The 23919-nt window shown below is 39.9% G+C and carries 24 protein-coding genes and 2 pseudogenes; 17 read left to right on the top strand and 9 right to left on the bottom strand.

Annotated features, from left to right (window positions below; genetic code table 11):
• The first annotated feature begins 136 nt into the window (after nt 1–136).
• The 6 genes from ACVLR6_RS13080 (at nt 137) to ACVLR6_RS13055 (ending at nt 4749) form a co-directional block, all read left to right on the top strand.
• Entirely contained in the window at nt 137–727 is a 591-nt protein-coding gene (locus tag ACVLR6_RS13080) for a LemA family protein (protein WP_005180484.1), read from the top strand.
• A gap of 26 nt (nt 728–753) precedes the next feature.
• The gene (locus ACVLR6_RS13075; RefSeq protein ID WP_455995401.1) at nt 754–1818 is read left to right on the top strand and encodes a TPM domain-containing protein; all 1065 of its coding nucleotides are present in this window, start codon (nt 754–756) and stop codon (nt 1816–1818) included.
• Nucleotides 1812–2372, top strand: coding sequence for a TPM domain-containing protein (locus ACVLR6_RS13070; protein WP_168407518.1), 561 nt, complete (start codon nt 1812–1814; stop codon nt 2370–2372). The genes ACVLR6_RS13075 and ACVLR6_RS13070 overlap by 7 nt, the downstream gene beginning before the upstream one ends.
• A gap of 304 nt (nt 2373–2676) precedes the next feature.
• Nucleotides 2677–3189 (top strand): hypothetical protein, encoded by a 513-nt coding sequence (locus ACVLR6_RS13065; protein ID WP_455995399.1) that lies wholly within the window; start codon nt 2677–2679, stop codon nt 3187–3189.
• A gap of 316 nt (nt 3190–3505) precedes the next feature.
• The gene (locus tag ACVLR6_RS13060; RefSeq protein WP_005018086.1) at nt 3506–3865 is read left to right on the top strand and encodes an antitoxin Xre/MbcA/ParS toxin-binding domain-containing protein; all 360 of its coding nucleotides are present in this window, start codon (nt 3506–3508) and stop codon (nt 3863–3865) included.
• 98 nt (nt 3866–3963) lie between these two features.
• A complete protein-coding gene (locus ACVLR6_RS13055; RefSeq protein ID WP_061519882.1) occupies nt 3964–4749 on the top strand; it encodes a hypothetical protein in 786 nt (261 codons plus the stop codon).
• A 31-nt stretch (nt 4750–4780) separates the two neighbouring features.
• Here ACVLR6_RS13055 and ACVLR6_RS13050 read toward each other — a convergent pair.
• Nucleotides 4781–5401 (bottom strand): annotated as a pseudogene (locus tag ACVLR6_RS13050) (HAD family hydrolase).
• A gap of 103 nt (nt 5402–5504) precedes the next feature.
• Nucleotides 5505–5771: a hypothetical protein gene (locus ACVLR6_RS13045; protein WP_004281168.1), complete on the bottom strand. Its 267-nt coding sequence runs from the start codon at nt 5769–5771 to the stop codon at nt 5505–5507.
• Between the two features lie 161 nt (nt 5772–5932).
• On the opposite strand from ACVLR6_RS13045, the gene ACVLR6_RS13040 reads away from it, so the two are divergent.
• Nucleotides 5933–6142: a helix-turn-helix domain-containing protein gene (locus ACVLR6_RS13040; RefSeq protein ID WP_455996193.1), complete on the top strand. Its 210-nt coding sequence runs from the start codon at nt 5933–5935 to the stop codon at nt 6140–6142.
• Between the two features lie 70 nt (nt 6143–6212).
• Here the strand turns inward: ACVLR6_RS13040 and ACVLR6_RS13035 are convergent, their stop codons facing one another.
• Nucleotides 6213–6536: a hypothetical protein gene (locus ACVLR6_RS13035; RefSeq protein WP_455995397.1), complete on the bottom strand. Its 324-nt coding sequence runs from the start codon at nt 6534–6536 to the stop codon at nt 6213–6215.
• An 88-nt stretch (nt 6537–6624) separates the two neighbouring features.
• Here ACVLR6_RS13035 and ACVLR6_RS13030 point away from each other — a divergent pair, with 88 nt between their 5' ends.
• Nucleotides 6625–7830, top strand: coding sequence for an IS256 family transposase (locus tag ACVLR6_RS13030; protein WP_004911237.1), 1206 nt, complete (start codon nt 6625–6627; stop codon nt 7828–7830).
• Nucleotides 7831–7961: 131 nt separating this feature from the next.
• On the opposite strand, the gene ACVLR6_RS13025 is transcribed toward ACVLR6_RS13030, so the two are convergent.
• Complete coding sequence (locus ACVLR6_RS13025) at nt 7962–8345, bottom strand: helix-turn-helix domain-containing protein (protein WP_017400549.1); 384 nt, start codon at nt 8343–8345, stop codon at nt 7962–7964.
• A 497-nt stretch (nt 8346–8842) separates the two neighbouring features.
• Here ACVLR6_RS13025 and ACVLR6_RS13020 point away from each other — a divergent pair, with 497 nt between their 5' ends.
• Genes ACVLR6_RS13020 through ACVLR6_RS13005 form a run of 4 tightly spaced genes read left to right on the top strand, consistent with a single transcriptional unit; the run spans nt 8843 to nt 14621 of the window.
• Nucleotides 8843–10270 carry a tyrosine-type recombinase/integrase gene (locus tag ACVLR6_RS13020; protein WP_455995396.1) on the top strand — a complete coding sequence of 476 codons (1428 nt, stop codon included), beginning with the start codon at nt 8843–8845 and terminating at the stop codon, nt 10268–10270.
• A complete protein-coding gene (locus ACVLR6_RS13015) occupies nt 10267–12204 on the top strand; it encodes a hypothetical protein (RefSeq protein WP_455995394.1) in 1938 nt (645 codons plus the stop codon). Before ACVLR6_RS13020 ends, ACVLR6_RS13015 begins: the two co-directional genes overlap by 4 nt.
• The gene (locus ACVLR6_RS13010) at nt 12201–14258 is read left to right on the top strand and encodes a hypothetical protein (protein ID WP_455995392.1); all 2058 of its coding nucleotides are present in this window, start codon (nt 12201–12203) and stop codon (nt 14256–14258) included. The genes ACVLR6_RS13015 and ACVLR6_RS13010 overlap by 4 nt, the downstream gene beginning before the upstream one ends.
• Before the next feature lie 3 nt (nt 14259–14261).
• Complete coding sequence (locus tag ACVLR6_RS13005) at nt 14262–14621, top strand: hypothetical protein (protein WP_455995391.1); 360 nt, start codon at nt 14262–14264, stop codon at nt 14619–14621.
• 24 nt (nt 14622–14645) lie between these two features.
• Here ACVLR6_RS13005 and ACVLR6_RS13000 read toward each other — a convergent pair whose 3' ends face one another.
• Nucleotides 14646–15155, bottom strand: a complete 510-nt coding sequence (locus tag ACVLR6_RS13000; RefSeq protein ID WP_455995390.1) for a pilin — start codon at nt 15153–15155, stop codon at nt 14646–14648.
• Nucleotides 15156–15509: 354 nt separating this feature from the next.
• On the opposite strand from ACVLR6_RS13000, the gene ACVLR6_RS12995 reads away from it, so the two are divergent.
• The 5 genes and pseudogenes from ACVLR6_RS12995 (at nt 15510) to ACVLR6_RS12975 (ending at nt 20109) form a co-directional block, all read left to right on the top strand.
• A complete protein-coding gene (locus tag ACVLR6_RS12995) occupies nt 15510–15680 on the top strand; it encodes a hypothetical protein (RefSeq protein ID WP_455995388.1) in 171 nt (56 codons plus the stop codon).
• A gap of 243 nt (nt 15681–15923) precedes the next feature.
• Nucleotides 15924–16340: a pilin gene (locus ACVLR6_RS12990; RefSeq protein ID WP_455995386.1), complete on the top strand. Its 417-nt coding sequence runs from the start codon at nt 15924–15926 to the stop codon at nt 16338–16340.
• Nucleotides 16340–17617, top strand: a complete 1278-nt coding sequence (locus ACVLR6_RS12985; RefSeq protein WP_455995385.1) for an O-antigen ligase family protein — start codon at nt 16340–16342, stop codon at nt 17615–17617. The genes ACVLR6_RS12990 and ACVLR6_RS12985 overlap by 1 nt, the downstream gene beginning before the upstream one ends.
• Before the next feature lie 23 nt (nt 17618–17640).
• Nucleotides 17641–18376, top strand: a pseudogene (gene tfpZ / locus ACVLR6_RS12980) (TfpX/TfpZ family type IV pilin accessory protein).
• Nucleotides 18377–18468: 92 nt separating this feature from the next.
• Nucleotides 18469–20109: a Wzy polymerase domain-containing protein gene (locus tag ACVLR6_RS12975; protein ID WP_455995384.1), complete on the top strand. Its 1641-nt coding sequence runs from the start codon at nt 18469–18471 to the stop codon at nt 20107–20109.
• 111 nt (nt 20110–20220) lie between these two features.
• Here ACVLR6_RS12975 and bfr read toward each other — a convergent pair whose 3' ends face one another.
• From bfr to ACVLR6_RS12955, 4 genes are all read right to left on the bottom strand, one after another.
• Nucleotides 20221–20685 (bottom strand): heteropolymeric bacterioferritin subunit Bfr, encoded by a 465-nt coding sequence (gene bfr, locus ACVLR6_RS12970; protein WP_005180468.1) that lies wholly within the window; start codon nt 20683–20685, stop codon nt 20221–20223.
• Nucleotides 20686–20911: 226 nt separating this feature from the next.
• Entirely contained in the window at nt 20912–21106 is a 195-nt protein-coding gene (locus tag ACVLR6_RS12965; RefSeq protein ID WP_034597991.1) for a bacterioferritin-associated ferredoxin, read from the bottom strand.
• Between the two features lie 154 nt (nt 21107–21260).
• Nucleotides 21261–21644, bottom strand: coding sequence for a RidA family protein (locus ACVLR6_RS12960; RefSeq protein WP_005180461.1), 384 nt, complete (start codon nt 21642–21644; stop codon nt 21261–21263).
• Nucleotides 21645–21715: 71 nt separating this feature from the next.
• Nucleotides 21716–23815 carry a RelA/SpoT family protein gene (locus tag ACVLR6_RS12955; RefSeq protein ID WP_160240914.1) on the bottom strand — a complete coding sequence of 700 codons (2100 nt, stop codon included), beginning with the start codon at nt 23813–23815 and terminating at the stop codon, nt 21716–21718.
• Nucleotides 23816–23919 lie beyond the last annotated feature (104 nt).

Raw genomic sequence — 23919 nt, 5'->3', positions numbered from 1 at the left:
ACCGGGCCGATTACGCGTCCGGTTTTTTCATGCGTGTATGTTTTCCAAGTGATAAATAAAATTAACAAAACTGGGCTAAAATACCGTTAGAATCAAATTATTGAACAAATACAAATAAATAATTAGAGGATAAGGCATGAACTTGATGAAAAAAACACTGCTGATGCTGGCACTCAGCAGCAGCTTGACCCTGAGTGGCTGTGGCTATAACACCTTACAGGTCAAAGATGAAGCTGTGACGGCTGCCTGGTCGGAAGTACAAAACCAGTATCAGCGCCGTGCCGATCTGGTGCCGAACCTGGTCAATGTGGTGAAAGGCTATGCCGCACATGAAGAGCAGGTACTGACTGAAGTGACCCAGGCACGTGCCAATGTGGCCGGCTTAAAAGTCGATCAGGCGGTGCTGGAAGACCCAGCCCTGTTCCAGCGTTATCAGGAAGCGCAAGCGCAAATGACCGGCGCGTTATCGCGTTTAATTGCGGTATCAGAAAATTATCCGGATTTAAAAGCCAATCAGCAGTTCCGGGATTTGCAGGTACAGCTTGAAGGTACCGAAAACCGTATTGCGGTAGCGCGTAACCGTTATATCACTACGGTACAGGACTTTAATGCCTATTCACGCCAGTTCCCGCAGGTCATGACTGCAAAAGTGATTGGTATGGACACCAAGCCAAACTTTAGTGCCGATCAAAACGCACAAACTGCACCAACCGTGTCGTTTGAATAATCCCACGCCCCAAGGAGCCGCGGATCATGCCTGATTCAATTACTGCTCTCATCCGGTGGATACTACACAGCCTGCTGTTGTGCTGTGCGCTATTGCTCAGTTCACTCAGCCTGGCAGACACCGCTGCTAGTGGTTCAGCAGATGATCTGGCGGCGGCACGCATCATTCAGGAACAGCAACGTGAGGCCAATGCTCGTCATCAGAGTCAGGCAGCCGCTGCATCCGAGGCAAGTGTTGAACAACCGGTGATTGCCAATGATATGGCAGAAGGCGAGTCCATCCGTGGCTTGCCGACTTTAAATGAACCGGTAGTTGATCAGGCCAATTTGCTGAGTGCAGCGCAGAAACAGGCGATTAGCCAGCGGATTTTAGCGCTGCATCAGCAGGGTAAAGCGCAAATTGGGGTGGTAATTGTGCCGACCACCGGTCAGGAAGATATTTTTGATTTCGCCATGCGCGTTGCAGAACGCTGGCAATTGGGCTCTGCCAAATATGACAATGGCTTGCTAATGGCAATTGCGGTGAATGACCGCCGTATTCAGATTCTGACCGGTTATGGTCTGGAAGGGGTATTACCCGATATTGTGCTGGGCCGGATTATCAACAACCAGATCACCCCGTATTTTAAACAGGCGCAATATGCCAGCGGTATTGAAGCCGGTCTGGCTGAAATTGAACGTATTTTGAATATGGACCCGGAAGTAGCGGCTAATGCTGCCAAAGAGCTGCAAGAACGCCAGCAACAGGCCTTACGTGAGCAGCAGGCACGGGAAAAAACTTTTAATACAGTAATTTTTATTTTAATTGCCGGGGTGATTGGCTCTTATATTGTCGGTAAACGTCTCAGCGCTTCAACCGCTGCGGTGGCGGCTACGGTGGCGGGGTTGGTCAATGGTGTGGGTATATTCACCAGTTTATTAATGGGACTTGGGATTTTCTTTTTACTCATTACCGCACTGGCACAAGCGATTTTTCATATTTTCCTGGCCTCGGCCGGTCGTGGCGGTGGAGGTGGCGGCTTTGGTGGTGGCGGTGGATATAGCGGCGGAGGCGGCGGCTTCGGCGGGGGAGGAGCATCAGGATCATGGTAACCACAACAGATACAACTGAAATTATTACCCAGCCGAAAACTCAGGAGCTGAGTCAACCCAGTTTAAAACGCTGGTTTAAGCACTTTTTCTATATGCCAGCCACCAAACGCTTTTTTAACCAGCAGGATCAGTATGCAATTGCGCAAGCGGTCACAGAAGCCGAGCATGGTCATATTGGTGAAATTCAGGTGGTGATTGAAGGCTGTCTGCCTTCGCGTTTGGCTTATTATCAGGATACACGTACCCGCGCACGGCAGCTGTTTGCTGAATTAGGTGTTTGGGATACGGAATACAATAGTGGCGTGCTGTTGTACTTAAACCTGTGTGAACGTAAAGTCGAGATTGTGATTGACCGTGGTATTAAGCATGCCACCGAGCAGCAAGTCTGGGATGAGATTTGCCAGAAAATGGTGTATGGCCTAGCGCAAAGAGAGTATCAGCAGGCAGTGATCTTGGGTGTTAAAGAAATTGGCATAATTCTGGATAGTTTTTATGACCGGAAAATTCAGGATGAAGCCAATGAGTTGGGGAACAAGCCAATTATTCTTGGTTAATGTTGTAAATATGTGACATTAAGTGTCACTTTTTTACATAAAAATACACTAAAAAAATAAAGTGAAAATTTTTTATACTTAAATAGCTGTTTTTTCTTTAAATATATTTATAATAAAAGTTGGCACATATAGTGCTATATACAAAATAGCTTATAAAGCTTATAAAAAATTAACAAAACATTTGTGGAGAATGTTATGAAAACTGTTCAAAAGGGTTTCACCCTAATCGATACTCCATAAGTGTCCATACAAAATGAACAATCCATAAGTAAGTCAATATGGACATAAAAATAATAAATTTGATATGAAGAATACATCTTATCTTTTTCTACTTTTTTCACTCTCTGTTTTTACTCATGCTCAAGAACTAGACTTCATTCAATATTCAGATATTTCATCAATTCCTCAAATTGTTTTGAATCCAAAAATCCAAACAGGACTTCAAACATTGTTAAAGCATGATTATCTAAAATTTCAATCTAATTTTGACAATTACTCAGCGCCATATTTACTGAAAACAGATGAGGCGCTGTATTATGAAGGTCGTTCTGTAAGCAGTTTAGATGCTTCATCCGCGATTGTGTTTAAAGATGGGCGATTGTTTGCTGCAATATATTTTTCCAATACCAAGACTTTAAAATACTTTAGCAACGATGCCAGTTGCTCAGAACAGTTACATCCTGCGATTCAAGTTTTTGCTCAGCAGCGTGAAATTCAAGGTATTGAATATGCAACAGCTAGAGCCAATACTGCTTTAAAATATAATTTTGGCCCCGCTTCAAAATGTGAAACCTATTTTAAAAAAATAGGAAGATAGCTGTGTTAGCGGCAGTGTAAAAATGCCCCCCTAACAGCATTTAAAAACTGCCCACCTTGGTTAATATAGTGGTCGATTTATTGTTCGTGTTCCATCATTGTTCATCAAAAACTTGCCTTGGAAGCAGCATGGCGTGGTGTAAGTATGAATCATCAGGTGTCGGCAAAATTAGCTTATGTGACTATTTCTGGTCGTCTAACAAGTAAGAATAACCGGTATGCTACGAACAGGAATAGGTGATCGTTTTATCTAGAAATTTGTATGATATTGTTAGATTTAAGGCTTGATCAGTAAAATTAGAGCTTGAGGTGATGCTATGACGTTATTGGAACAGCAGGTAGTACCAGCAGCTGTATTGGGAAAGTCAGTACTTAGGGCTGCTAAACTACTTTCCCTTAGTCAGTCTCAGCTCGCAATAGTGCTAGATATGGATGTTGAGGCAATCACTCAATTGCAAAACCAACCTGAATTAGATCCAAATTCTAAACAGGGGAAATTAGCACTGTTGCTGATTCGTCTATACCAGGCTTTACATGCTTTGACAGGTGGTGATCAGGCTGCGATGAAGATTTTTTTAACGTCCGAAAATAGAGTCACTAGCGGTATCCCAATTCATCAAATAGAAACGATGAGTGGCTTGATTTCTGTTCTTAATTTTGTTGAAGCCCTTGAGTGACAATATACTCCTATGGACTAACTTACAATCAACTTTCACAAATTATGTTGTGTAACGCATGTAACAAGTTGGAATTATTTAAAAAAGGATAACTAAAAATGCAACCGACTGAATTAAAACAATTACCAGACTGGCTGTTAGAACAGTTACCCCAAATAACTGAACCAGCAATTTTATCACTGCGAGATACGAAACTTGTCGTCACTTACCCTGATCGTATGGAAGCAATTCATGAAAGCTTAAAAGACGTACAACACCAGATCCATCATGTCAAACCTACAGATTTACAGATTTTACCAGAGGTTTATCAATATTTTGGTAAGGATAAAGAGAGTGGAGGCTTATTTTTTAAAACCTCTGAGCATCTTTCTAGTAGTTTGTTTTCCTACACCGATAAAAATAAATTTGAGCATTTACAATCTGCTTTACAGACTGCCTTTGAAAATGAGCAAGCATATCTCGCAAATCCAACAGACTTTTTAACTGCCTATCATTTTATTGATACACACCCAGCTTTCTGGACGGTTATTGGTGATGTACCATCATGGCACTGGAATACATGGGGGCACTGCCAAAATGTTTATCACGGTGCATATAATGATGAAGATAATGGGCAATTAGTGATTTATTTAGAAACTGGCTCACATCTCAATAAAGTAGAAGATGGTGGTAAATTATACCAAGAGCATTATCATGATTATCGTTTAGATGTTTGGGCAAATACGTTTGAACAGGCGTTTATCAAGTTGGCGGCAAAGGTGTATAAGTTTTTTGACCATCAAGGTGTTGAGCGCCTAAATGTGCCACATATAAAACCAGCATGGGTTCTGGAGCTTGAAGAACGAATTGCAGAATTTAAAAAATGGAAAGATGAGGAGCTGTGAGTATTCACTATTAGGTGGCGTTCACGAGTTGTTAAAGTATGTCGCTTAAAACATCTGCCAGCTTTTGCCCACTCTTACGATCAATTAAACGTGCTGACATACCAAATTCAGTTGGACCACTGTAATCAGCTAAAAGAGTATCTCCAATAAACAAAATGTCTTTGGCATGACATTGTAATTTATCAATTAAATATTGATAAATTTGTGACTCTGGTTTAATTGCTCCAACCTCATAACTCCAAGCATAAGCATCAAGAGAAGGTAAAAATGAAGAAACAACTTTTCCATATGGCATCGCTAAATTTGAGCATACTGCCAATCTGAATCCCAGTTTTTTTAATTCTTCCAAAGTTGATAAGGTATCTTCATACAGTCTAATAGAGCGTAACTCTTCATCTAAATCATGCTCAAGTTCTTGCAGAAATTGGTCTGGAATATTTACTGCTAATCGCTTTGTAAGCTCTGCCAAATTCAAATTGTGGGACATAATAAATTTGGCATCATCAGGTTTTGGTTGTCGCCCATTTTCTTTTAGCTATTTCATTAATTTTCTATATGGGGAACGTCTTTCCTCTATTTTTACAAGTGTACCAAACACGTCAAAAATAATGACTGAAGGCTCAATATGGCCTGCTTTTATAAATAATTCCATATTTTTACAACCAATTAAATTGAATTTCACTTTTTGTTGAGATTACCATAAGAGCATTGCTATAAAAATTAAGGGAGATATTTGATATCTCCCTTTGATTATTTTATTCACTGAAATTTGCAAACATAATTTTAGGAAAATTTTTCATAAAGTGGCGTCTAACATGATTGAAGTCACTGAGATCATGTTGGTTTTTTTCAAAATAATTCACCCAGGCTAAAGTCGCATCTTGGTCATTTAAGTTAGGGTTAACATTCAGAAACAAAGCTAAATCAAATGTACGGTCAATATTAAACTCTTTGATTAGTGCAACAGCAGTTGAACGAACTTCCTCTGAAACAGAGAATTTTGGAGAAAAATAGTTATTCATAGCTGAACTTCCTTAAAAAACTATATAATGAAATTTAGAACGGCTAATTTGTTTTTTAATAAAACAATATAACCTGCTGCAAGTTAAATTATCACGGTAAAAGTTATTTATCAAGTTGAATTGACCTGCTGTAGGTTATTTTTTTTAATTTGAAGGTTGTTATGATTAGATGTAGGTTGTCAAATTTGATGGGTGAGCGAAAAATTTTAAAGTTAAGTGAGGTAGCTCAAGCGACTGGTATTAATCGTAATACGCTCACAAGTCTTTACTATGATCGTGCAGTACGAATTGAACTTTCAGTCGCTGATACCTTATGTGAATATTTTAATTGTAATATGCAAGATTTATTTGAATACAGTGAAGACTCGTAAAGCAGGGAACCAAGTGGTTCATAATTTATTGATAAATTTAAAAATAATATAGAGTCAGTAAAGTTTTATGTTAGTGATAGCTTAAATTTTGATTGATATATTTTTTTGCTAAAAATATAGCATAAACTCTACCTAGACAAAAAACTACAAGACATAAAATTAATGTTGACATTAATGGGATCAAAGGCTCCATTAAATTATGTTTCTGAAACATAATACCCGCAAAATTTGGTAAACGTCCCATAATGAAATAAAATCCACCAATTACTAAGGCAAAGATTACCCAACAAATCGCGATAGCATGTTTTTGATAGCGAAAAAATGTCTGATTACGGAATGATGAGATACATTGATTACAATAAGGAAACCTCTGATAGTCTTCATAAGAAAGCATCCCATCACCATTTTTACATGGTAATGAGGGTAGTGTTCAAAAATCTGTGTCATTTCAATAAACTGAATCAAACAGGAAATGACACATCATGGCAAACAACTTTGATTTCGAAGCAGCTTTAAAACAATTACAATCAGGACAACCCCTCACTGGTGAAAACGGTATCCTGACACCACTAATCAAACAGCTGACAGAAGCGGCTTTAAATGCTGAAATTGAAAACTATCTGGAAGAAAATCCTAAACCATCCAATCGCAGGAATGGTTACTCTCGCAAGACCGTAAAATCATCCTCCGGTTCATTTGAACTGGAAACACCTCGTGATCGCACTGGTGATTTTGAGCCTCAACTCGTCAAGAAAAATCAAACCAAACTCTCTGAAGAGATCGACAGTAAAGTCATCTCACTGTTTGCGCTCGGCATGAGCTACCGTGATATTCAAAAACATATTGCCGATATGTATGCACTGGATATTTCCGAGGGTGCCATTACCAATATTACAGACAAGCTAATCCCCGAATTACGTGCCTGGCAACAGAGGCCGCTTGATGCCGTATATCCCTTTGTGTGGCTCGATGCCATCCATTACAAGATCAAGGATGAAGGCCGTTATGTCAACAAAGCCGTTTATACCGTGCTGGGATTAAATACCGAAGGCCATAAAGAACTGCTGGGTCTTTACCTATCAGAAAGTGAAGGTGCTAATTATTGGCTCAGCGTACTCACAGATTTGCAGAACCGTGGCATACAAGACATTCTGATCGCCTGCGTTGATGGGCTTAAAGGCTTCCCTGAAGCAATTGCTGCGATATTTCCGCAGACAGAAGTGCAGTTATGTATTATTCACCAAATCCGCAATAGCTTGCGTTATGTGGCCAGTAAGGATCAAAAAGCCTTTATGGCTGATCTGAAGCCTGTTTACCGAGCAGATACCAAGCAGGCAGCTGAAATGGCGCTAGATGAGCTGGAAGCCAAATGGGGGGATAAATACGAGAAAGTCATTCGTTCATGGCGTGAAAAATGGCATTTACTCAGTGCCTATTTCAAATATCCGAAAGCGGTTAGGAAGCCAATTTATACCACCAATGCGGTTGAAGCAGTACATCGCCAATTCAGAAAACTGACCAAAACCAAGGGGGCTTTCCCGAATGAAAATAGCCTGCTGAAATTGCTGTATATTGGCATTCAACAGGCTTCTGAAAAATGGACAATGCCGGTGACAAACTGGGGGCAAACCATCACACAGTTATCGATTTACTTTGAAGGCAGGCTCGATGATATAATTAAACTCTAGCCAATTCGGCTGACACAGAATTTTGAACGCTCTCGTAATGAGTGATTAATTGTTAAATTGCCGCCACATACATTGCCTGTATTTGAATGACCGACAGAAACAGAATTATTTGTCATAAGAATCCTAGCTATTTATTTAAGAGTTATATCTCTTCCTGCAACATTCCCAGTATTTGAGTCACCGACCGTAACAATATTACCCTTAGGTGGTTCTGGAGTATTTTGAGTTAATAACCCAGCCAAGATATGTCTTTGTACAGTTTCTGGTGCTTGCCGAAATAATTCAATCAGCACTTTTTCTTGTGTTGCCAGACTTAAAGACTCTCTTTTTCCTGTTAAAACGTAATTAATATCAAAGCCTAATTCCGTAAGTTTAGCAAGATACTCTGCATCTGGAGAGCGTTTGCCATTTTCATAATTAGACTGTGTAGGAATTGCTACACCAACAAATTCAGCTACATCTTTTGCTTTTAAATTCAACCTATTACGTTCTTCTGTTAAAAAAATCTTATTCATTTGAATAAATCCTGTTGATTTTAGTTAATCAAACGATTAATATTAATTTGTTAGCGATACTAACATAGTGTAACACGCTCGAGAAAATCATGAACTAACACGCAAGGGTAAACGATATGAAAGGAAAGCCATTCTTGGTTCGGCTACCGAATTCTGAAATTCGTGAGGCTTATCAACGATATTGTTCAGATCATTTAAGAAGTCTTGATGCACAGTCTTCAGTACTGATTATGAGAGAACTTAAAATCCAAGGCTATTTGAATGATTTGTCAAGTATAAATCAAAAAACGCTACAAAAGAGATAGATGCTGTGGGCTAAATTTTAAAAGTAATTATTTTCATTCGGCAAAAAGTATAAAAGCCCATGCGGGAACATGAGCTCTTATGAATGTCTTCATTGCTGATCAGACATTTGTATTTTGATGAATAGGGGCATTTTTGTCAATCCTATCTCAAGATCACTTTTTGCCTGTTTTTTAATAAACAGGAGGCTCAAAATGAGCACTAAACTTAAAAATGGTCAGTCACGTTACCAATCGAAAGCCAAAGTTGTGACTATTAAAAAATTTCAGTTATCGACGTTGAGAAAGGCAACTGATCGTTTAAATGATGCAGCATTCGAAAAACATGGTGATGTGTATCTTGAATTCCCTGTAATTATTCAGGGAGATGGCAGCCCTTCTGACGTTTTTAATCTGTATTTGCTGAAAAAACTTGAGCAAACAATACAGTATGATTCTAAAACATTTGCATCTATCGCCAATCAGTTGGTTGATTTTCAGCGTTTTTTAGAAGATGAGCAACTGGACTGTTTGAAATTCCACAAACTAAAACAGTCAAATGCGATTTTTAAATATCGCACTCGTCTTATTGAGCAAGCGAATGCAGGTCTAATTTCAGCTCGCTCTGCGAGTAATCGAATTAATGCGGTAGTGAATTTTTATCGATTTCTCGTTACAGAAGACTTAGTTGATCATCAGCGTTATGGCATACCGTTTAAAGACGTCTACAAATATATTGCGGTGGATAATGAGTTTGGCGCACGTAGAAAAATGGCAATTAAGTCGCATGATCTTGCGATTCATGTTCCAGCCAAAGCTCCAAATTCTGAAGCGATTGTGGATGGTGGTGAATTAAGCCCTCTCAGCGTTGAATCGCAAACTGTCATATTAAAAGCACTGCAAAAATCATCACGAGAATATCAGTTGATGTTCTATCTAGCATTATTCACAGGTGCTCGTTTACAAACGATTTGTACTTTACGAATCAAAAACTTAATTGGTTGTGAGCTTGATAGTCATGGCTTTATTCGTCTGCCAATTGGGGCAGGTACAGGTGTGGACACTAAATTTCAAAAGCCAATGACATTGTTAATTCCAAATTGGTTAGCACAAGATCTTAAAATCTATATCAATAGTGAGCAAGCACGCCAGCGTAGAAACAAGTCCAATTATGGTGATTCGGATGAAAATTATGTGTTTCTCACCAAGCTTGGCACACCATTTTATACAAGCAAAGCCGAACAGCAAGAACTAACTGAGCAGATCAAAGCCTCTGACTCATTTGGGGCGAGGCTGAAACTGTATGAGGGTGAAGCGGTACGTAGTTATTTAAAAGTCGTGCTATTACCCGAAATTCGCTTGATTGATCCACAATTTAAAAGTTTCAAATTCCATGACTTACGTGCCAGTTTTGGGATGAATCTGCTGGAAAGTCAGTTACAGCATCTACCTGAAGGGCATTCTGCTATGACTGCGGTTGAGTATGTGCAAGCTCGGATGGGACATCGCAACATCAGCACGACTTTACAGTATTTGAATTATAAATCACGATTGCAATGGCGCAGTAAAATTCAGCATGAGTATGAATCAAGCTTAATGAAGTACGTGATGTCTTGTACAAATTTAGCAGGAGAATTGTCATGAATTTTAGACGCTCTCCAATTTTTGTGCATATCTCAGATATCAACAAACAAATTAATGAGCATGAGCGACTTGTTCTTGTCTGCAAAGATAAGACAGCTTCTTTTGCTTTTAAAACATTTGACATCGGAACTCTGTTTTATCGTAAAAGAGTATTTGGCGAGGTTTTGTCAGAACAACAGTTATCTGCATCTTTTGATGAAAAAAGACGTTATTTTTTGCAGTGTTTAACGGACTATTTGTTGCAAATGAGCGGATCAGATTTGTCAAAAGGATTGTTTTACTACACTAGTAAACTTTTTTTAGATTGGGTGGATAGCCAAAAGAAAAATTTTGATTTATCAAATCAAGACAGTGTAATAGATGCGTATCGTCGTTACAGCAAATATTTAGTTGATCGCACTTTGCTTGCAGATACTGATGAAGAAAACCTAGCTGCACATACAGCAAAGCAATATCAGCGTAATGTGGCGAAGTTAATCGCATATGTATTTGACTGTCATGAAATTGATATTGTTAGTCAAGCGATGCAAGTACAGTCTCAGCGTTATGATGTGCCTGTTTTGCCAATCGCTAAAGAAGATCATCAAAAAACTTATGCAACTTTGTTGAATGTCTTTCTTGAAATTCATCGTATTGTTGTACAAGAAAATGACTTTCCTGCGCATTTTCAATCTATAGATGAAGAAGATTTTTATTTTTACTCGGGCTTTCATCATCAAACTGATAAACAACATATTCAGTTTGATGTACAGAGTTACTTAGCCAAATATAGCTCAATTCCGACATTGTCAAAAATGCTAGCTGATTTTGAGTTAGAAGAAGATAGTGAGCATCGAAAACGTGTACGTGAAAATCGCAATCAAGCGATCCGTAAATTTGAAGAACGCAACAAAGATAAGAGACATTTAGAGCGTGAAAGACTTGCCTCCTACGGTCTTGCCATCGGCATGCTGTTATTTATTGCACAAACTGGAGCAAATCTAGACACTGCTCAACAGTTACAACTTGATACGATGGAAATCCTACCAAGTACCCAAGGGCGAAGGTTTTCAGGAACAAAAAGCCGTGCAGGTGACAAGATAGTACGACCAGAATTTGGGGTGAAATTTGAGCCAGTTTTTAGGAAGATTTTGGAACTTCGAGAATGGTATGTACAAGATGAAGCATGTGATTTTGTCTTTCCATTGCGCAATGAAATTCAGCAATTGGGACCTGTAAGCAACGGCAGATTACAATTAATAAAAAATTTTTTACAGCGCATTTTCCCGAAAATGGCTTGGATCACTCCGCAAGAGTGGCGCAAGCATGTTAGCAGTCAATATGTTGAACTGAGCGATGGCGATTTATTGCTTGAAGCTGAAGTCATGGGTCACTCACTCGATACCGCAAGAAATAATTATGCACGTACTTCATTCAAAGATGCAGCTCAACAAATTTCACAGTTTTTTAATGAGCTGCGAGAAGTTGCCGTCGCAAAAGCGCGAACAGTTGAACGTATTCAGGTGCAAATGCTAGATGAAACTATTGAAGCTCAAGCCTCGCCTGTCGGAGCATGTGCCTCTATCCATCCACAGCCTGAAAAAGCTATTGGGTTTACTGAACAAGCCCCTACACCCAATTGTCAGCAATTTGAGCATTGCTTATTCTGCCAACACTATGCAGTCCACGCTGATGACGAAGATGTGCGTAAGCTTTTATCACTGAAAAGCCTGCTCGGCTACGTTAAACAAAAAGCTACGGACTTAATCAAGTGGGAACAGCAGTTTGGGGTTGTACTACACCGAATTGACGAAGTACTCAACGATTTATCAAATACTTATGAAAATTTACGTAATCGTATTTTTTCAATTCAAGAAGAAGTAGAAAGTGGGGATTTAGATGCCTATTGGCTCAATCATTTTGAGCTTTTAATTGATCTGGGGTGGATATCATGAGTTCATTTAATTCATATCTATATTCATTGGGTATTGCTGAGCAGTTTTTACCTGATGAGTACAATCTACAAAATAATCAGCTGACTATTCCAAGTTCTTTTGTATTGTCTCGAATGAAAAGTGGTGCAACATTATCGGTTTATGCAGACAATGTTTGGGATCTTTCACCCTATTTACCGAAGTGCCACTGTCGCCTGAATTTTGATAGCTGGCTTGAAAATGCTCGTGAAGATAATTTTTTATTCTGTCAAATACGTGCAGAAATGAAAAAAATCATCTTTGCATTATTATACGTTAAAACAGGTAAGTCGATCATTAAAAGTATTAAGCAACGCCATCTTGCATTGCGTCAGTTTGCACGACTTGCATACAAGAATGGTTGTACGTTGCAGCAGTTATTTGGTAATGGTGCTTATCTATCGAAAGTCAATGATGCTTATGCTGGCGTGAGTTATTCAACCGCTTTGTGCATCAAAGCATTTTTAACCGATTGTTTTACGCTACAACAGCAGTACCCCTTATTAATCCCTGCTTTTAGTACATATCAACCGATTGAGCATTTAGTCAAACTCGTTGCATTATTGCGCTTACAGTCAGGTAAAGTCGGCCCGCAAACCAAACTTATTCCTTCACGGCTTTATATCACTTTAATTAATGCTTTAGCAGATAAATTGAATGAATTTAATCAAAATGCACCTGCGTTGTTGCAATGGTTTCAGCGTATTCAGCAGGATGCCAATTTTGCACTGATGCCTGTAGAGTTTAAACGTGCTAAACGAGCAATAAGTTTCGACGATGCTCGTGATTTGCTGGGTTTAACAGAACTATTTGAGAATCATCAGATTAAAAAACACCCAAATCTGACCCGTTATATGACGTTGATTCAAGGCATGGCCAAACTTTGGATTCACTTATTCACAGGTATGCGGGATAACGAAGTCAATCAACTGTCTTATGATTGCTATCAAACGGTTAAGAGCAATGAGCATCTTGTGCATGTGCTGATGGGTTATACTTCAAAATTACACGGTGGCGGTAATAAATCCACCTATTGGATCACATTTGAAGATATTCAAATCGGAGTGAATGCTGCTCAAAGCATTGGTGAGATTTATGCTTTGCTCAATCCACATTATGATTTTTCTAATCCTCGTGAATATCCCTTATTTCCAACAAGATATTTACAAAAACCTCGGCATAAAAATAATCGAAATATTGAGCATGAGGCGGATTTTATTTCTAATTATGAAGGTGCGCCGACTCGCACAGAGACTAATTTTAATGACTATCGTCAGCATCTTCTAGAAAAGTTGGGAGATGAACTACGAATCACTGAAAGCGATATAGCTGAGCTGGAAGCATTCGATGGCTTCCGCAACTGGCGAGAAGAAAAAGACTGTCAAATTGGTAAATATTGGAATATTTGCACGCATCAATTCAGACGTTCTTTGGCGGTCTATGGTGCACGTTCAGGCGTTATTGGGCTAGGGGCCTTGTCGGTGCAATATAAGCATTTAACCGAAGCGATGACGCTATATTATCGAGAAAATTCAGTATTTGCTCCGAATATTTTAGCCAATGATAGCCAAAAAGAGTTTATTCAAGAGCTTGAGTATCAGCGACTGGTACATTCTTATGCCCAGTTCGAGGACAGTGTAATTAATAGTTCTAGTCGCTTGGCAGGTGGTGCAGGAACCTACTTACAGTTGCAAAAAGACCGTGAGCAGTTATTGAAAGTTTTTCCAGATCGGGATGAAACGATTAAGCGCATGAAGAGGGGTGAAATTGCCTATAAGCCAAGTCTATTTGGTGCCTGTACCAACCCTGATTCTTGCGAAAAAATTTCATTTACGGCTATTACCAGCTGTTTGAGTTGTGCCCATGCTGTATTTGATGCAGAGAGTGCGGAAAAGATGCAAAAAGCGGTTCATCGACTACAACGAGTCAGAGATATGCAAGTACAGAACAGTCTGCTATACGGGCAAATGGACAGTGATATTTTGGCTTTAAACAAAATGATTCAAAAAATTAAAACGATTAATATTGAGGTGTAAAATATGAGTGCACTCAATGATTATTACGCTGCTTTAGAGCGATTAAAAGCCAACAAACCGATTATTCTACCGAAAGGCTCTGCCATTAATAACGATACGGTTGCAATGGAGGCTGGACGTAAACGAGGCTCGATTAAAAAGAGCCGTCATGCTGCGCTTATAGAGGCAATTGAGCTAGCTGCGCAGGAAGTAGGGCAACATATTCTTGCGCCTGCACAGCAGGTTGAACTAGCTAAAAGCAGGACCAAAGCGGTGAAAAGTGATTATGAGCAATTGAAAGAAGATTATGAAAAATTGCTTGAAAAAGTGAATTCGCTATTGTTAGAAAATTTTGAGTTAAAGCAAAAAACGCATCAAATTTGATGCGTTTTTATATCTAATACTTAATTAGCTAGCAGCAAGATTACGGCATTCAGTCGGAACATATTTGAAATTAGTTTCAATAGTAGTACAAGTCCAAGCAATACCAGGGTTGTTTACTGCTTTTGAGTCTGCCTTATCTGGATCAGCTAAGCTATCTGGACTAGGAGTAAGAGTAAGAGCCACTCCCTTACCTTTGTCATTCATAGTAACTGTGATCGATCCATCCTCAGGATCACACGCTAATGTACTTACATTACCAACCCCTTTTCCATCTTTAGCAGTAGCATCAAAGATACCTACACCAGCACATGCACCCTTTCCACCATTATCGGTTTCAGCTGGTAAAACACCACCATTCATTGTAATATTTTCTGCTACTGTTGCTTTCGCAGTACCTGCAACACCTAAAGCTTCTGAAACACGGGCACGTACAGTGTAATCTTGGTAAGCTGGAAGTGCAATCGCAGCAAGGATACCGATAATAGCGACAACTATCATCAGCTCGATCAAGGTAAAGCCTTTTTGAGCATTCATAACATTCTCCACAAATGTTGTTAATTTAGTTATAAGCTTTGTAAGCTAATTTATAAATAGCATAAAGTGTGCCAAAGTATATTACTCAATTATTTCTAACTAAATCAATACATTGTTTAATAGATTAAAAATCTTAGTATACGCATAGGTAAATTTATGTAACTAAGTGACAAAAAATGTCAGTTTTGTTAGTTTTGAGAGATATGAATATGAAAGTTACTTGCAGCAGAAAAACTAAATTATTAGCAGCTAAGTAAGCAGACAGCTATATTAGTTTAGTGATGATTGCTTGTGCAATTACGAGTGCGGTGTAAAATTGAAAAAACAATGCTCTATACATGGGGGAGTAATAGAATGAAACAGCTAGAAGACTTCAAAGTAAGTGAACGAATACCTCGTCCAGCTGTAAAAGTTTTTCCCATGCAATTTGGTTATGACGAAGCAACTAGACGTATTGTTCTGCATTATGCAAGACGTGTGATTCTTCAGTATAAAAAAGAAATACAGAAGTTGGCTTATAAATGAGTCTGGATTTTCTACTCTATTTTTAGCTTGTCAAAATTTTAAAATAAATCATGACCAGTCTGCTTTTATCAAAATTTATCCTACCACACTGAGTAAAAGCCATTTTCGAATATGGACAAAACTCAAAAATTTGTCCATTAAAAGGCATGTCCATATGGACAAGATGTATTAACAAATAAAATAATATAATTCAATGGTTTGATACGTGTCCATATAAAGTGACTTATGGAATGTTTAAAATTAATGATTGTTGTTGCGATCATTGGTATTTTGGCTGCAATTGCGATTCCTGCTTATCAGGACTATACAACACGTGCTAAAGTAACTGAGGTAATGAATTATGCTGCTGCTGCTAAATCTGCAGTAAGTGAATGTTTAAGTTCTACTGGTGATTCTACAAAGTGTGATACAAATGCGGAAGCTGGACTTGAAGCTGCAGCATCTTTAACTTCTCCATATGTAACAAGTGTTACAGTTGGGGATGGTGGTAGCGTTACTGCTCTAATTAAGGGTACTAATGCTTCATCAGGTGATGTGAATTTAGATGGTGCTAGCTTGGTTTTAACTCCAACGTTGTCTAATGCAGGAGTGGCATGGAGTTGTAAAATTTCTAACTCGGCCCTCAATAAATTTGTACCTCAGACTTGCCGTGGGACCTAATGTTTAATTTAATTAAACATTTTAAAAATAAAGAGCTATTCGTAGCTCTTTATTTTTTGTTGTTTATTGTGGGTTTTTCTATATATGGTTTTAATTTTTATAACGAATTAAGAGTTTTAGAAGTATTTATCTTCATTGGGTTGGTTCTTTTTGGTTTAATTCATAAAAAAAACTACTTTTCTAAATATGATTTTTGTTTTCTTATTTTTACGTTGTTGGGGTTTTTATTTGGGTCTAATTATTCTTATATTTTTTATGAAATTATTCTATTTTATTTGCTTTATAAGGCTTTCTTAAATTTAAACTATAATGAGTTTTTATCCAAACTTGTAATCTGGTTAAGTTTTTCTATTTTTTTGATGCTACCTATTGCTATTATAGAGTTTATGCTAAGTGGAGTCTATAAAAACTGGTATCCTATGCCATGGAATATTAGAGTCTATAACAGCTATTTTTTTGTATTATCTATTTTTGCAATTTGGTTTTACTTAAAACAAGAAAAATTTAAAAATATCTATTTAATTTTTTTATTTTTGGCATTTTTATCTATTCTTTTAGATGGTGGTCGTTCAGCAACTTTAGCGTATAGTGTTTTTATTGCATGCGTATGTATATTTAACCGTGCTGCGCGATTTAAATTATTATTCACTTATATTGCTATATGGCTCGTATATTTTTCTATTTTATTTTTTTCAAGTCATTCTGCTTCTAGTGTAAGATCAATTGTTAGAGAATCAACGAGTGGACGCTATGAGCTTTGGGTAAATGCTTTTCAATGCTGGTCACAAAATCCAATCTTTGGATGCGGGTTTTATCAATTAGATCAGTACTCAGGCGTGATTTCAGCACATCCACACAATTTATTTATTCAAGTGTTAACAGAAACGGGCTTGATAGGATTTGGTTTTCTTATCTTGGTCATTTGTAATATTTTAAAAAGAATAAAATGGAATCTTAAAGAAAATTATTTTGTAATTTCCGCATTTATAGCAGTAAGTATCGACTTATCTTTTTCAGGTATACATATTTATCCTATTACACAAGTTGCACTTTTATGGTTATTCGTCTTTTTACTTAAAAATCCTGAATTTCAGCATGCGACTTCTTTTCAACCATCAACATATGAAGCTTCAAGAGTTTCTCAAGTTTTTGGATATATAGTCTATATTTTAATTGCTCTAGCTTTTATTTATTTGTTTTTTTATACATCTGCCTTATCTGAAAGTTTGCCATCAACACCACCCCGATTTTGGGAGTATGGTTATCAACTATTTTAAAATAACAATGCCGTGAGGTTTTAATGTCTAAACGCCTAAAGTTTTTCCTTAGCCACTTGTCACTGTCTTTTTTAGTAGCTTTGTTGGTAGTAGGACTAGTTTTTTTTTACTTGGTATCCATCTCCACTCGCCACAGCCGTTGGCGTAACGCATATCTTTTTAATGCTATTGGTCATCGACGTAATTTTGGGACCACTTTTGGGGTTGTTGGTCTATAAAGAAGGTAAGAAAACACTTAAATTTGACCTCAGTGTGATTATTCTTATTCAAATTGCGGCTTTGTGTTATGGAGTATATAGTATTGAACAAGGTCGCCCTGCATGGTTGGTTTATAACGTAGATCGTTTTGAACTTGTACGCAAAAATGAATTGGTTGACAGTAATATTCAGCAAGCACAGCCTCAATTCCAACAAGCTTCATGGCTTAAGCCGCAATATGTCGCAACTGAATTTGCCAAAGATACACAACAACGCAATGATGAAATGTTTGCGGAAGTTTTTAGCGGTATTTCAATTGCACAGTGTCCAGAACGCTATGTAGAACTGACTCAAGCCAAAACCCAAATCCAACAACGTGTATTACCACTTAATGAATTGGAACAGTACAACTCAAAAGCAGAAGTTGAAAAAGCTTTAGCAAAATATCCAAATGCAGATGCTTGGCTACCGCTAAAAGCCAATGCAGTAGATATGGTGGTATTGCTCAACAAAGAAACCGCAGAAGTCATCAAAATCGTCGACCTCCGCCCTTGGCACTAATATAAAAATAGAACAGTAATTTCACCAAGCAGCTGATTCCCTCAGCTGCTTTTTTGATTATCATAGCTCATCTTTTTCTCAACTCTTGCAGCATGAAATTTTTCCTCTTGCTTCTCGCTGGTATTTTTATCTCCCTCGCTTGGCTCCTTCCCATCCATTACCGCCCTTGGGTGACCTATACCGGCGAGCTGTATGCCTTTTTTGCACTGTTTGCTTTGGCTGCTATTTTTCTAAAAGAGAAACTAATTCTCCCGAAAATAAGCCTGCCTTTACTGGCCTTAACCGCTGTTCCATTTATCCAATGGGCCTGTGGTTTGCTGTTCTTTTTTGATAAAGCGCTATTTAGTAGCTTATATATCTTTGGTTTTTGGCTGGCAATCGTATTGGGCTATAACCTGACCTTAGATGCCGCGCAGCGAGAAAAAATATTTACGGGTTTAAGTTATGTCTTTTTAGGTGTCGGCTCCATAACTGGTCTCATGGCCATTTGCCAATGGCTCACCATCGACCAGTATTTCCCGTTTATAGTCGATATTCGTACCGGCCAGCGTCCTTATGCCAACTTTGCCCAACCGAACAATATGGCCACCTTTCTGGTCATGTCCTTAATGGCCTGTTTATATCTGTATGAAAAACAGAAACTGAAAACAGCACTTTTGGTTGCAACTGGTTTGGTGATCTTAAGCGGGGTGGTGCTAAGTCAATCGCGTACCTCTTGGGTCGCCTCGCTGTGTATTCTGGCTTATCTCGGTTATCAGCAATATCAAGGCTATATCCGCCTGAAATGGTTCTATAGTGCGCTCTGGTTTGCCGCTTTTGTTGGTTTAATCTTTATTGCACCTTCTTTAAGTCAGCTACTCTCTCAAAGCGCAGATATAGCGGTCCAGTCTCGTGATGTGGTACAGCGTGCTACAGGGGATATGTCGCGGCTGGCAATCTGGGAGCAAATGCTGCATGCCATTGCCCATCAACCCTGGTTTGGCTATGGCTGGCATCAGACCAGTGTCGCATACACGACGATTAGTGAATTTTTCCAGGGACCGGTATGGATTCGTAGCGCTCACAACATCGTGCTCGATCTTCTGCTCTGGAATGGTCTGCTGATTGGCTTGCCATTGTTGGCTTATCTGGCCTATTGGGGTTATCAGCTGCATCGGCAGGTGAATTCGACTGTTTCAGTGATTGGTCTGTTGATGCTCGGTGCCTTCCTGATTCATGCCATGCTGGAATTCCCGCAGAACTATGCTTATTTTCTGCTGCCCGCCGGTTTTATCTTGGGGATTGTACAATCACAACGTCCAAATACTGGCGTGCAGTTATCGCCAATATTCATGCGGGTTGGCTTTGGCGTGGGCTTAGTCCTGCTGCTGCTAATTTATCGTGATTATGAGCTGATGGTACCGAAGCTAAATCAATCGGTGCGTTATGAAAAGACACCGGAAAAAATCACCAATCAGGATCAGATTTATCTGCTCGAGGAATTTAACCGCCGCATTGCCTGGATTCGTCTGAATCCGTATAGCCAGCAAAGTCCGGAGCAATTACAGCAGATTCATGAGATTGTGCTGAATTATCCAACCCAGTATGACCTGCTTAAATATGCCCGTGTGCTGGCATTTAATGGCTATGAAGCCGAAGCCAAACAGCAGCTGGAGCTGTTAAAGATCGTGCGAAAGGTCGAGGTGGATTATGACAGCTTGCTGGATGGGGCAGAAATCAGACCAGAACCATAAATCATCTGCTGATTTTTAAGGCTGCTGTTTGGGATTTGAAGCACATTGCTCAATCCATAAAAAAGACCGGAACTCCGGTCTTTTTTATGCAGTTAATCTTTTTAATTGAGCTTAGAGCTGGCTCTGAATATAGTTTTCAATACCGACAGATTCAGTTAAATCCAGTTGCGTGGTTGCCCAGTCCAGATATTCTTCTTCTTTTTCCAGGATTTCCTGAACCAGATCACGGGTCACATAATCCATTTCCTGTTCAGCCAAAACGACGGCTTTCTGAATGGCTTCAATATTTTCTTTGACTTTACGGACATCACAGTTCAGCACTTCAACGGTGTGCTGACCAATATACAGTTTGCCCAGATGTTGCAGATTTGGCAGACCTTCTAGAAATAAAATCCGCTCGATAATTTTATCGGCATGTTTCATTTGACGAATTGATTCTTTATATTCCGCCGAACCGAGTTGCTCAATGCCCCAGTCATTAAACATGCGCGAATGTAAAAAATACTGGTTAATAGCGGTTAAATGATGATACAGCACCTGATTCAGCTGATTAATCACCTCACGATTGCCTTTCATTGCACTACTCCATCTCACAATTTCTGCCCTAAACAGTTTTAAGGCAATCTAGAGCTTTATCTTAAACAAGATGATGCAGGATGGCGAGTAATTTATTGAACGGCAAATGAAAATCGTCATCAATGCGATTCGGCAGCAATGCCCGGTCAGGCAATAAAACCCCGCCTGAGTCAGAAGCGGGGGAGGAGAGTCGGCCCACGGACCGAAGGATTTATTCTTATTGGAATTAGGCAGCAACTGCGAGACGGCCAGCAAGTTCGGCCACCTCATCGCTAATAATGGCACGTGCTTCAGGGGCACAGCGGCCACAGCAGGTTCCCAGATCCAGCAGGTCACGAATTTCGCGATAGCTTTCAGCACCATTCGCTACGGCGTCTTTAATGTCTTGATCTGTAATACCACGGCACAAGCAAACGTACATTGATACAACCATAAAGAATTAAATAAGATAAGTGTTATTATTGATAATTATTATCGTTTGTCAATAAAAATCATTTGAAAATTCATTTGTTGTGATTGGGTTTTTGAATAAAAAAATACCATCTTATCGATGGTATCTTTTTTGTACAGCTAAGTTATTGATTAATAATCACCACGCCATCCATTTCAACCAGTGCACCTTTGGGCAGGCTGGCCACACCTAAAGCGGCACGTGCAGGATATGGCTGGGCAAAATATTCACCCATAATCTGGTTCACCAACTGGAAATTGGATAAATCGGTCAGGTAGATGTTCAGTTTGGCAATATCAGCCAGCGTGCCACCTGCGGCTTCACAAACGGCTTTCAGGTTGTCAAAAACACGGCGGATTTGCGCTTCAATGCCTTCAACCAGTTCCATGCTGTAAGGATCAAGGCCAATCTGTCCTGACAGGTACACGGTATTGCCAACTAAAATGGCTTGAGAATATGTACCAATGGCAGCAGGCGCATTTTCAGTATGGATCACTTGGCGGGACATCGATTTCTCCTTTTATAAGTATGGACAGCATAAACGATTAGCCGGGCAGGCTCAGGCCTATCGTATCATGATTAACAGGCCTTGGATGTTTCGGCAATATTAGGCGGCAGTTCCAGACGGATAATCCGCGGGAAGCCAAAATGCATACGCAGGTCACGAATAATCTGGGCAATCTGCTTGCGGTTATTTACCACAATATTGACATAGGTTTTGGCATCATGGCTACGGACCATTTCTACCCCGGTTTTGGCTTTACGGCATTGATAGATCAGGTCGGAAATCTGCTCATCATTCATTTCAATATCAATGCATAAATAGGCGGTGAAACTGACGTCATCGACATCATCCGAGTTCCACTGTAGCGGCATGATATTTTCCGGATGCAGATGCTGTTCATGCAGCAGGTTATGGCAACGCGCGCGATGCACAATTAAGCCACGACGGGATAAATGGCCCTGAATCGGATCACCCAGTACCGGATTACAGCAATGCGCATATTTAACATCAATGCCTTCGGTGCCCTGAATCAGACGATCCGAAACTTCCGAGCTGCTGTCCTGTGAATAAAGATGGTTGGCCACCAGTTGGGGTAACAGGTCACCGACTGCAATCTGTTCGAACAGGCGTTCTTTACTGTCGATATGACGCCATTGCAACAGGTTAATCCAGTCGTCTTCGCTTAAATCTTTAATCGAACAGTTAAACAGTTTTAAGGCACGGTTAAGGGCCTGCTCACCGACCAGACGCTGCTCGTCAATATCTTGGTCTCGCAGAATGTTTTGCAGGGCACGGCGTGCTTTCTGGGTGTTAATAAAGCTGAGCCAATCTGGGTTTGGGGTGGCCAGTACATCGGTAATCACTTCCACCACCTGGCCGCTGGTCAGCGGCGTAGAGAGCGGTTTGATTTCTCCATTAATTTTGGCACCGACCGCATGGTTACCCAGGAACAGGCTAGCCGAATAGGCAAAATCCACCGCGGTAGCACCTTGCGGTAATTCATGCAGATGGCCATGCGGAGTATAAACCCAGATTTTTTCCTGATGCAGATAATCCAGCAGTTCGCTAAAGGTGGTTTTGGCACAGGCGCCATCAATCAGCACGTTCAGATTTTGCATCGAGGCCTGAATCGCCGAGCGGCAGGCTTGTGGTGCATTTTCACCGAGAACCACGCCAAAACGGGCCGCTTTACGCATCAGCTCGGTTTGAATGGTTAAGGATAAGGTGGTTTCTTCACCTTTTAGACGCAGCATTAGTGACTGGTTGCCACCGGGTAAGGGTCGGCGAATATGATCGGCAAAATGCAGTACCTGAAAATGTTCACGTAAAATATCGGCTAAGCGGTCACAGTCGGCGATGCTTTGCAGAATAATTTCAAAGGCGTGGCTGTGAGTCAGCTCTTGCAGATCGATGTCGTTTTTGACGAAATAACGGAGCAGTTCGATATTGTTATTTTTCTTTTTAATCCGGCCGCTAATTTGATGATATTGCAGCAGCTCGGCCAGGTTCTTTTCCCATTTGGCCTGATATTCACAGCGTTTCGGCTTGGTTTCTAGCAGGGCAGCCTGAACATTATTGAACATATCTAGGTCAAGATTCTGGTAGCACAGATGTTCCAGGTTGTCGGCCATTTCATTCATACCGACAATACGCGCCATCGGCACAAAAATATCAAAGGTTTCCTGGGCAATGCGGGCGCGTTTATCTGGACGCAAGGCATCTAGCGTGGTCATATTGTGATAGCGGTCAGCCAGTTTAATAATGATCACACGCGGGTCTTGCAGGGTCGCTTGCAGAATTTTACGGAAGGACGCGGCTTTATTGTATTCTTTATCGCTGGAATGGCTGAGTTTGGTCACGCCATCGACCAGCTCGGCCACGGTTCGGCCAAATTTCTCGGTAATATCTTCTTTGCTAAATTCGGTATCTTCAATCACATCATGCAGCAGCGCCGCCATCAGGGTTTCGGTATCCAGACGCATATGCGCCAGAATGCAGCTGACTGCAATCGGATGCAGAATATAAGGCTCGCCGCTTTTACGGGTCACGCCATCATGCGCCAGATCGGCATAGTCACAGGCCGCAAGCACGCGCTCGCTATCGCTTTCACTCAAGTAAGCGTCGATAATCATATTTAGTTGCTGTTTGGCTTGGCTGACCTCTGCGCCTGGCATATACCACCTTTAACTACAATGCTCGTAACAATCACAAAAACTGATCTTCTAATGAAAAACATATTGCATGACTTGTCAATTTTTTTCACCGAAAATATCGAAAT

This window comes from Acinetobacter sp. T63, assembly GCF_053852345.1.
The sequence above is the reverse complement of the archived record's forward strand: the minus strand, read 5'-3'. Positions and strand labels throughout refer to the sequence as shown.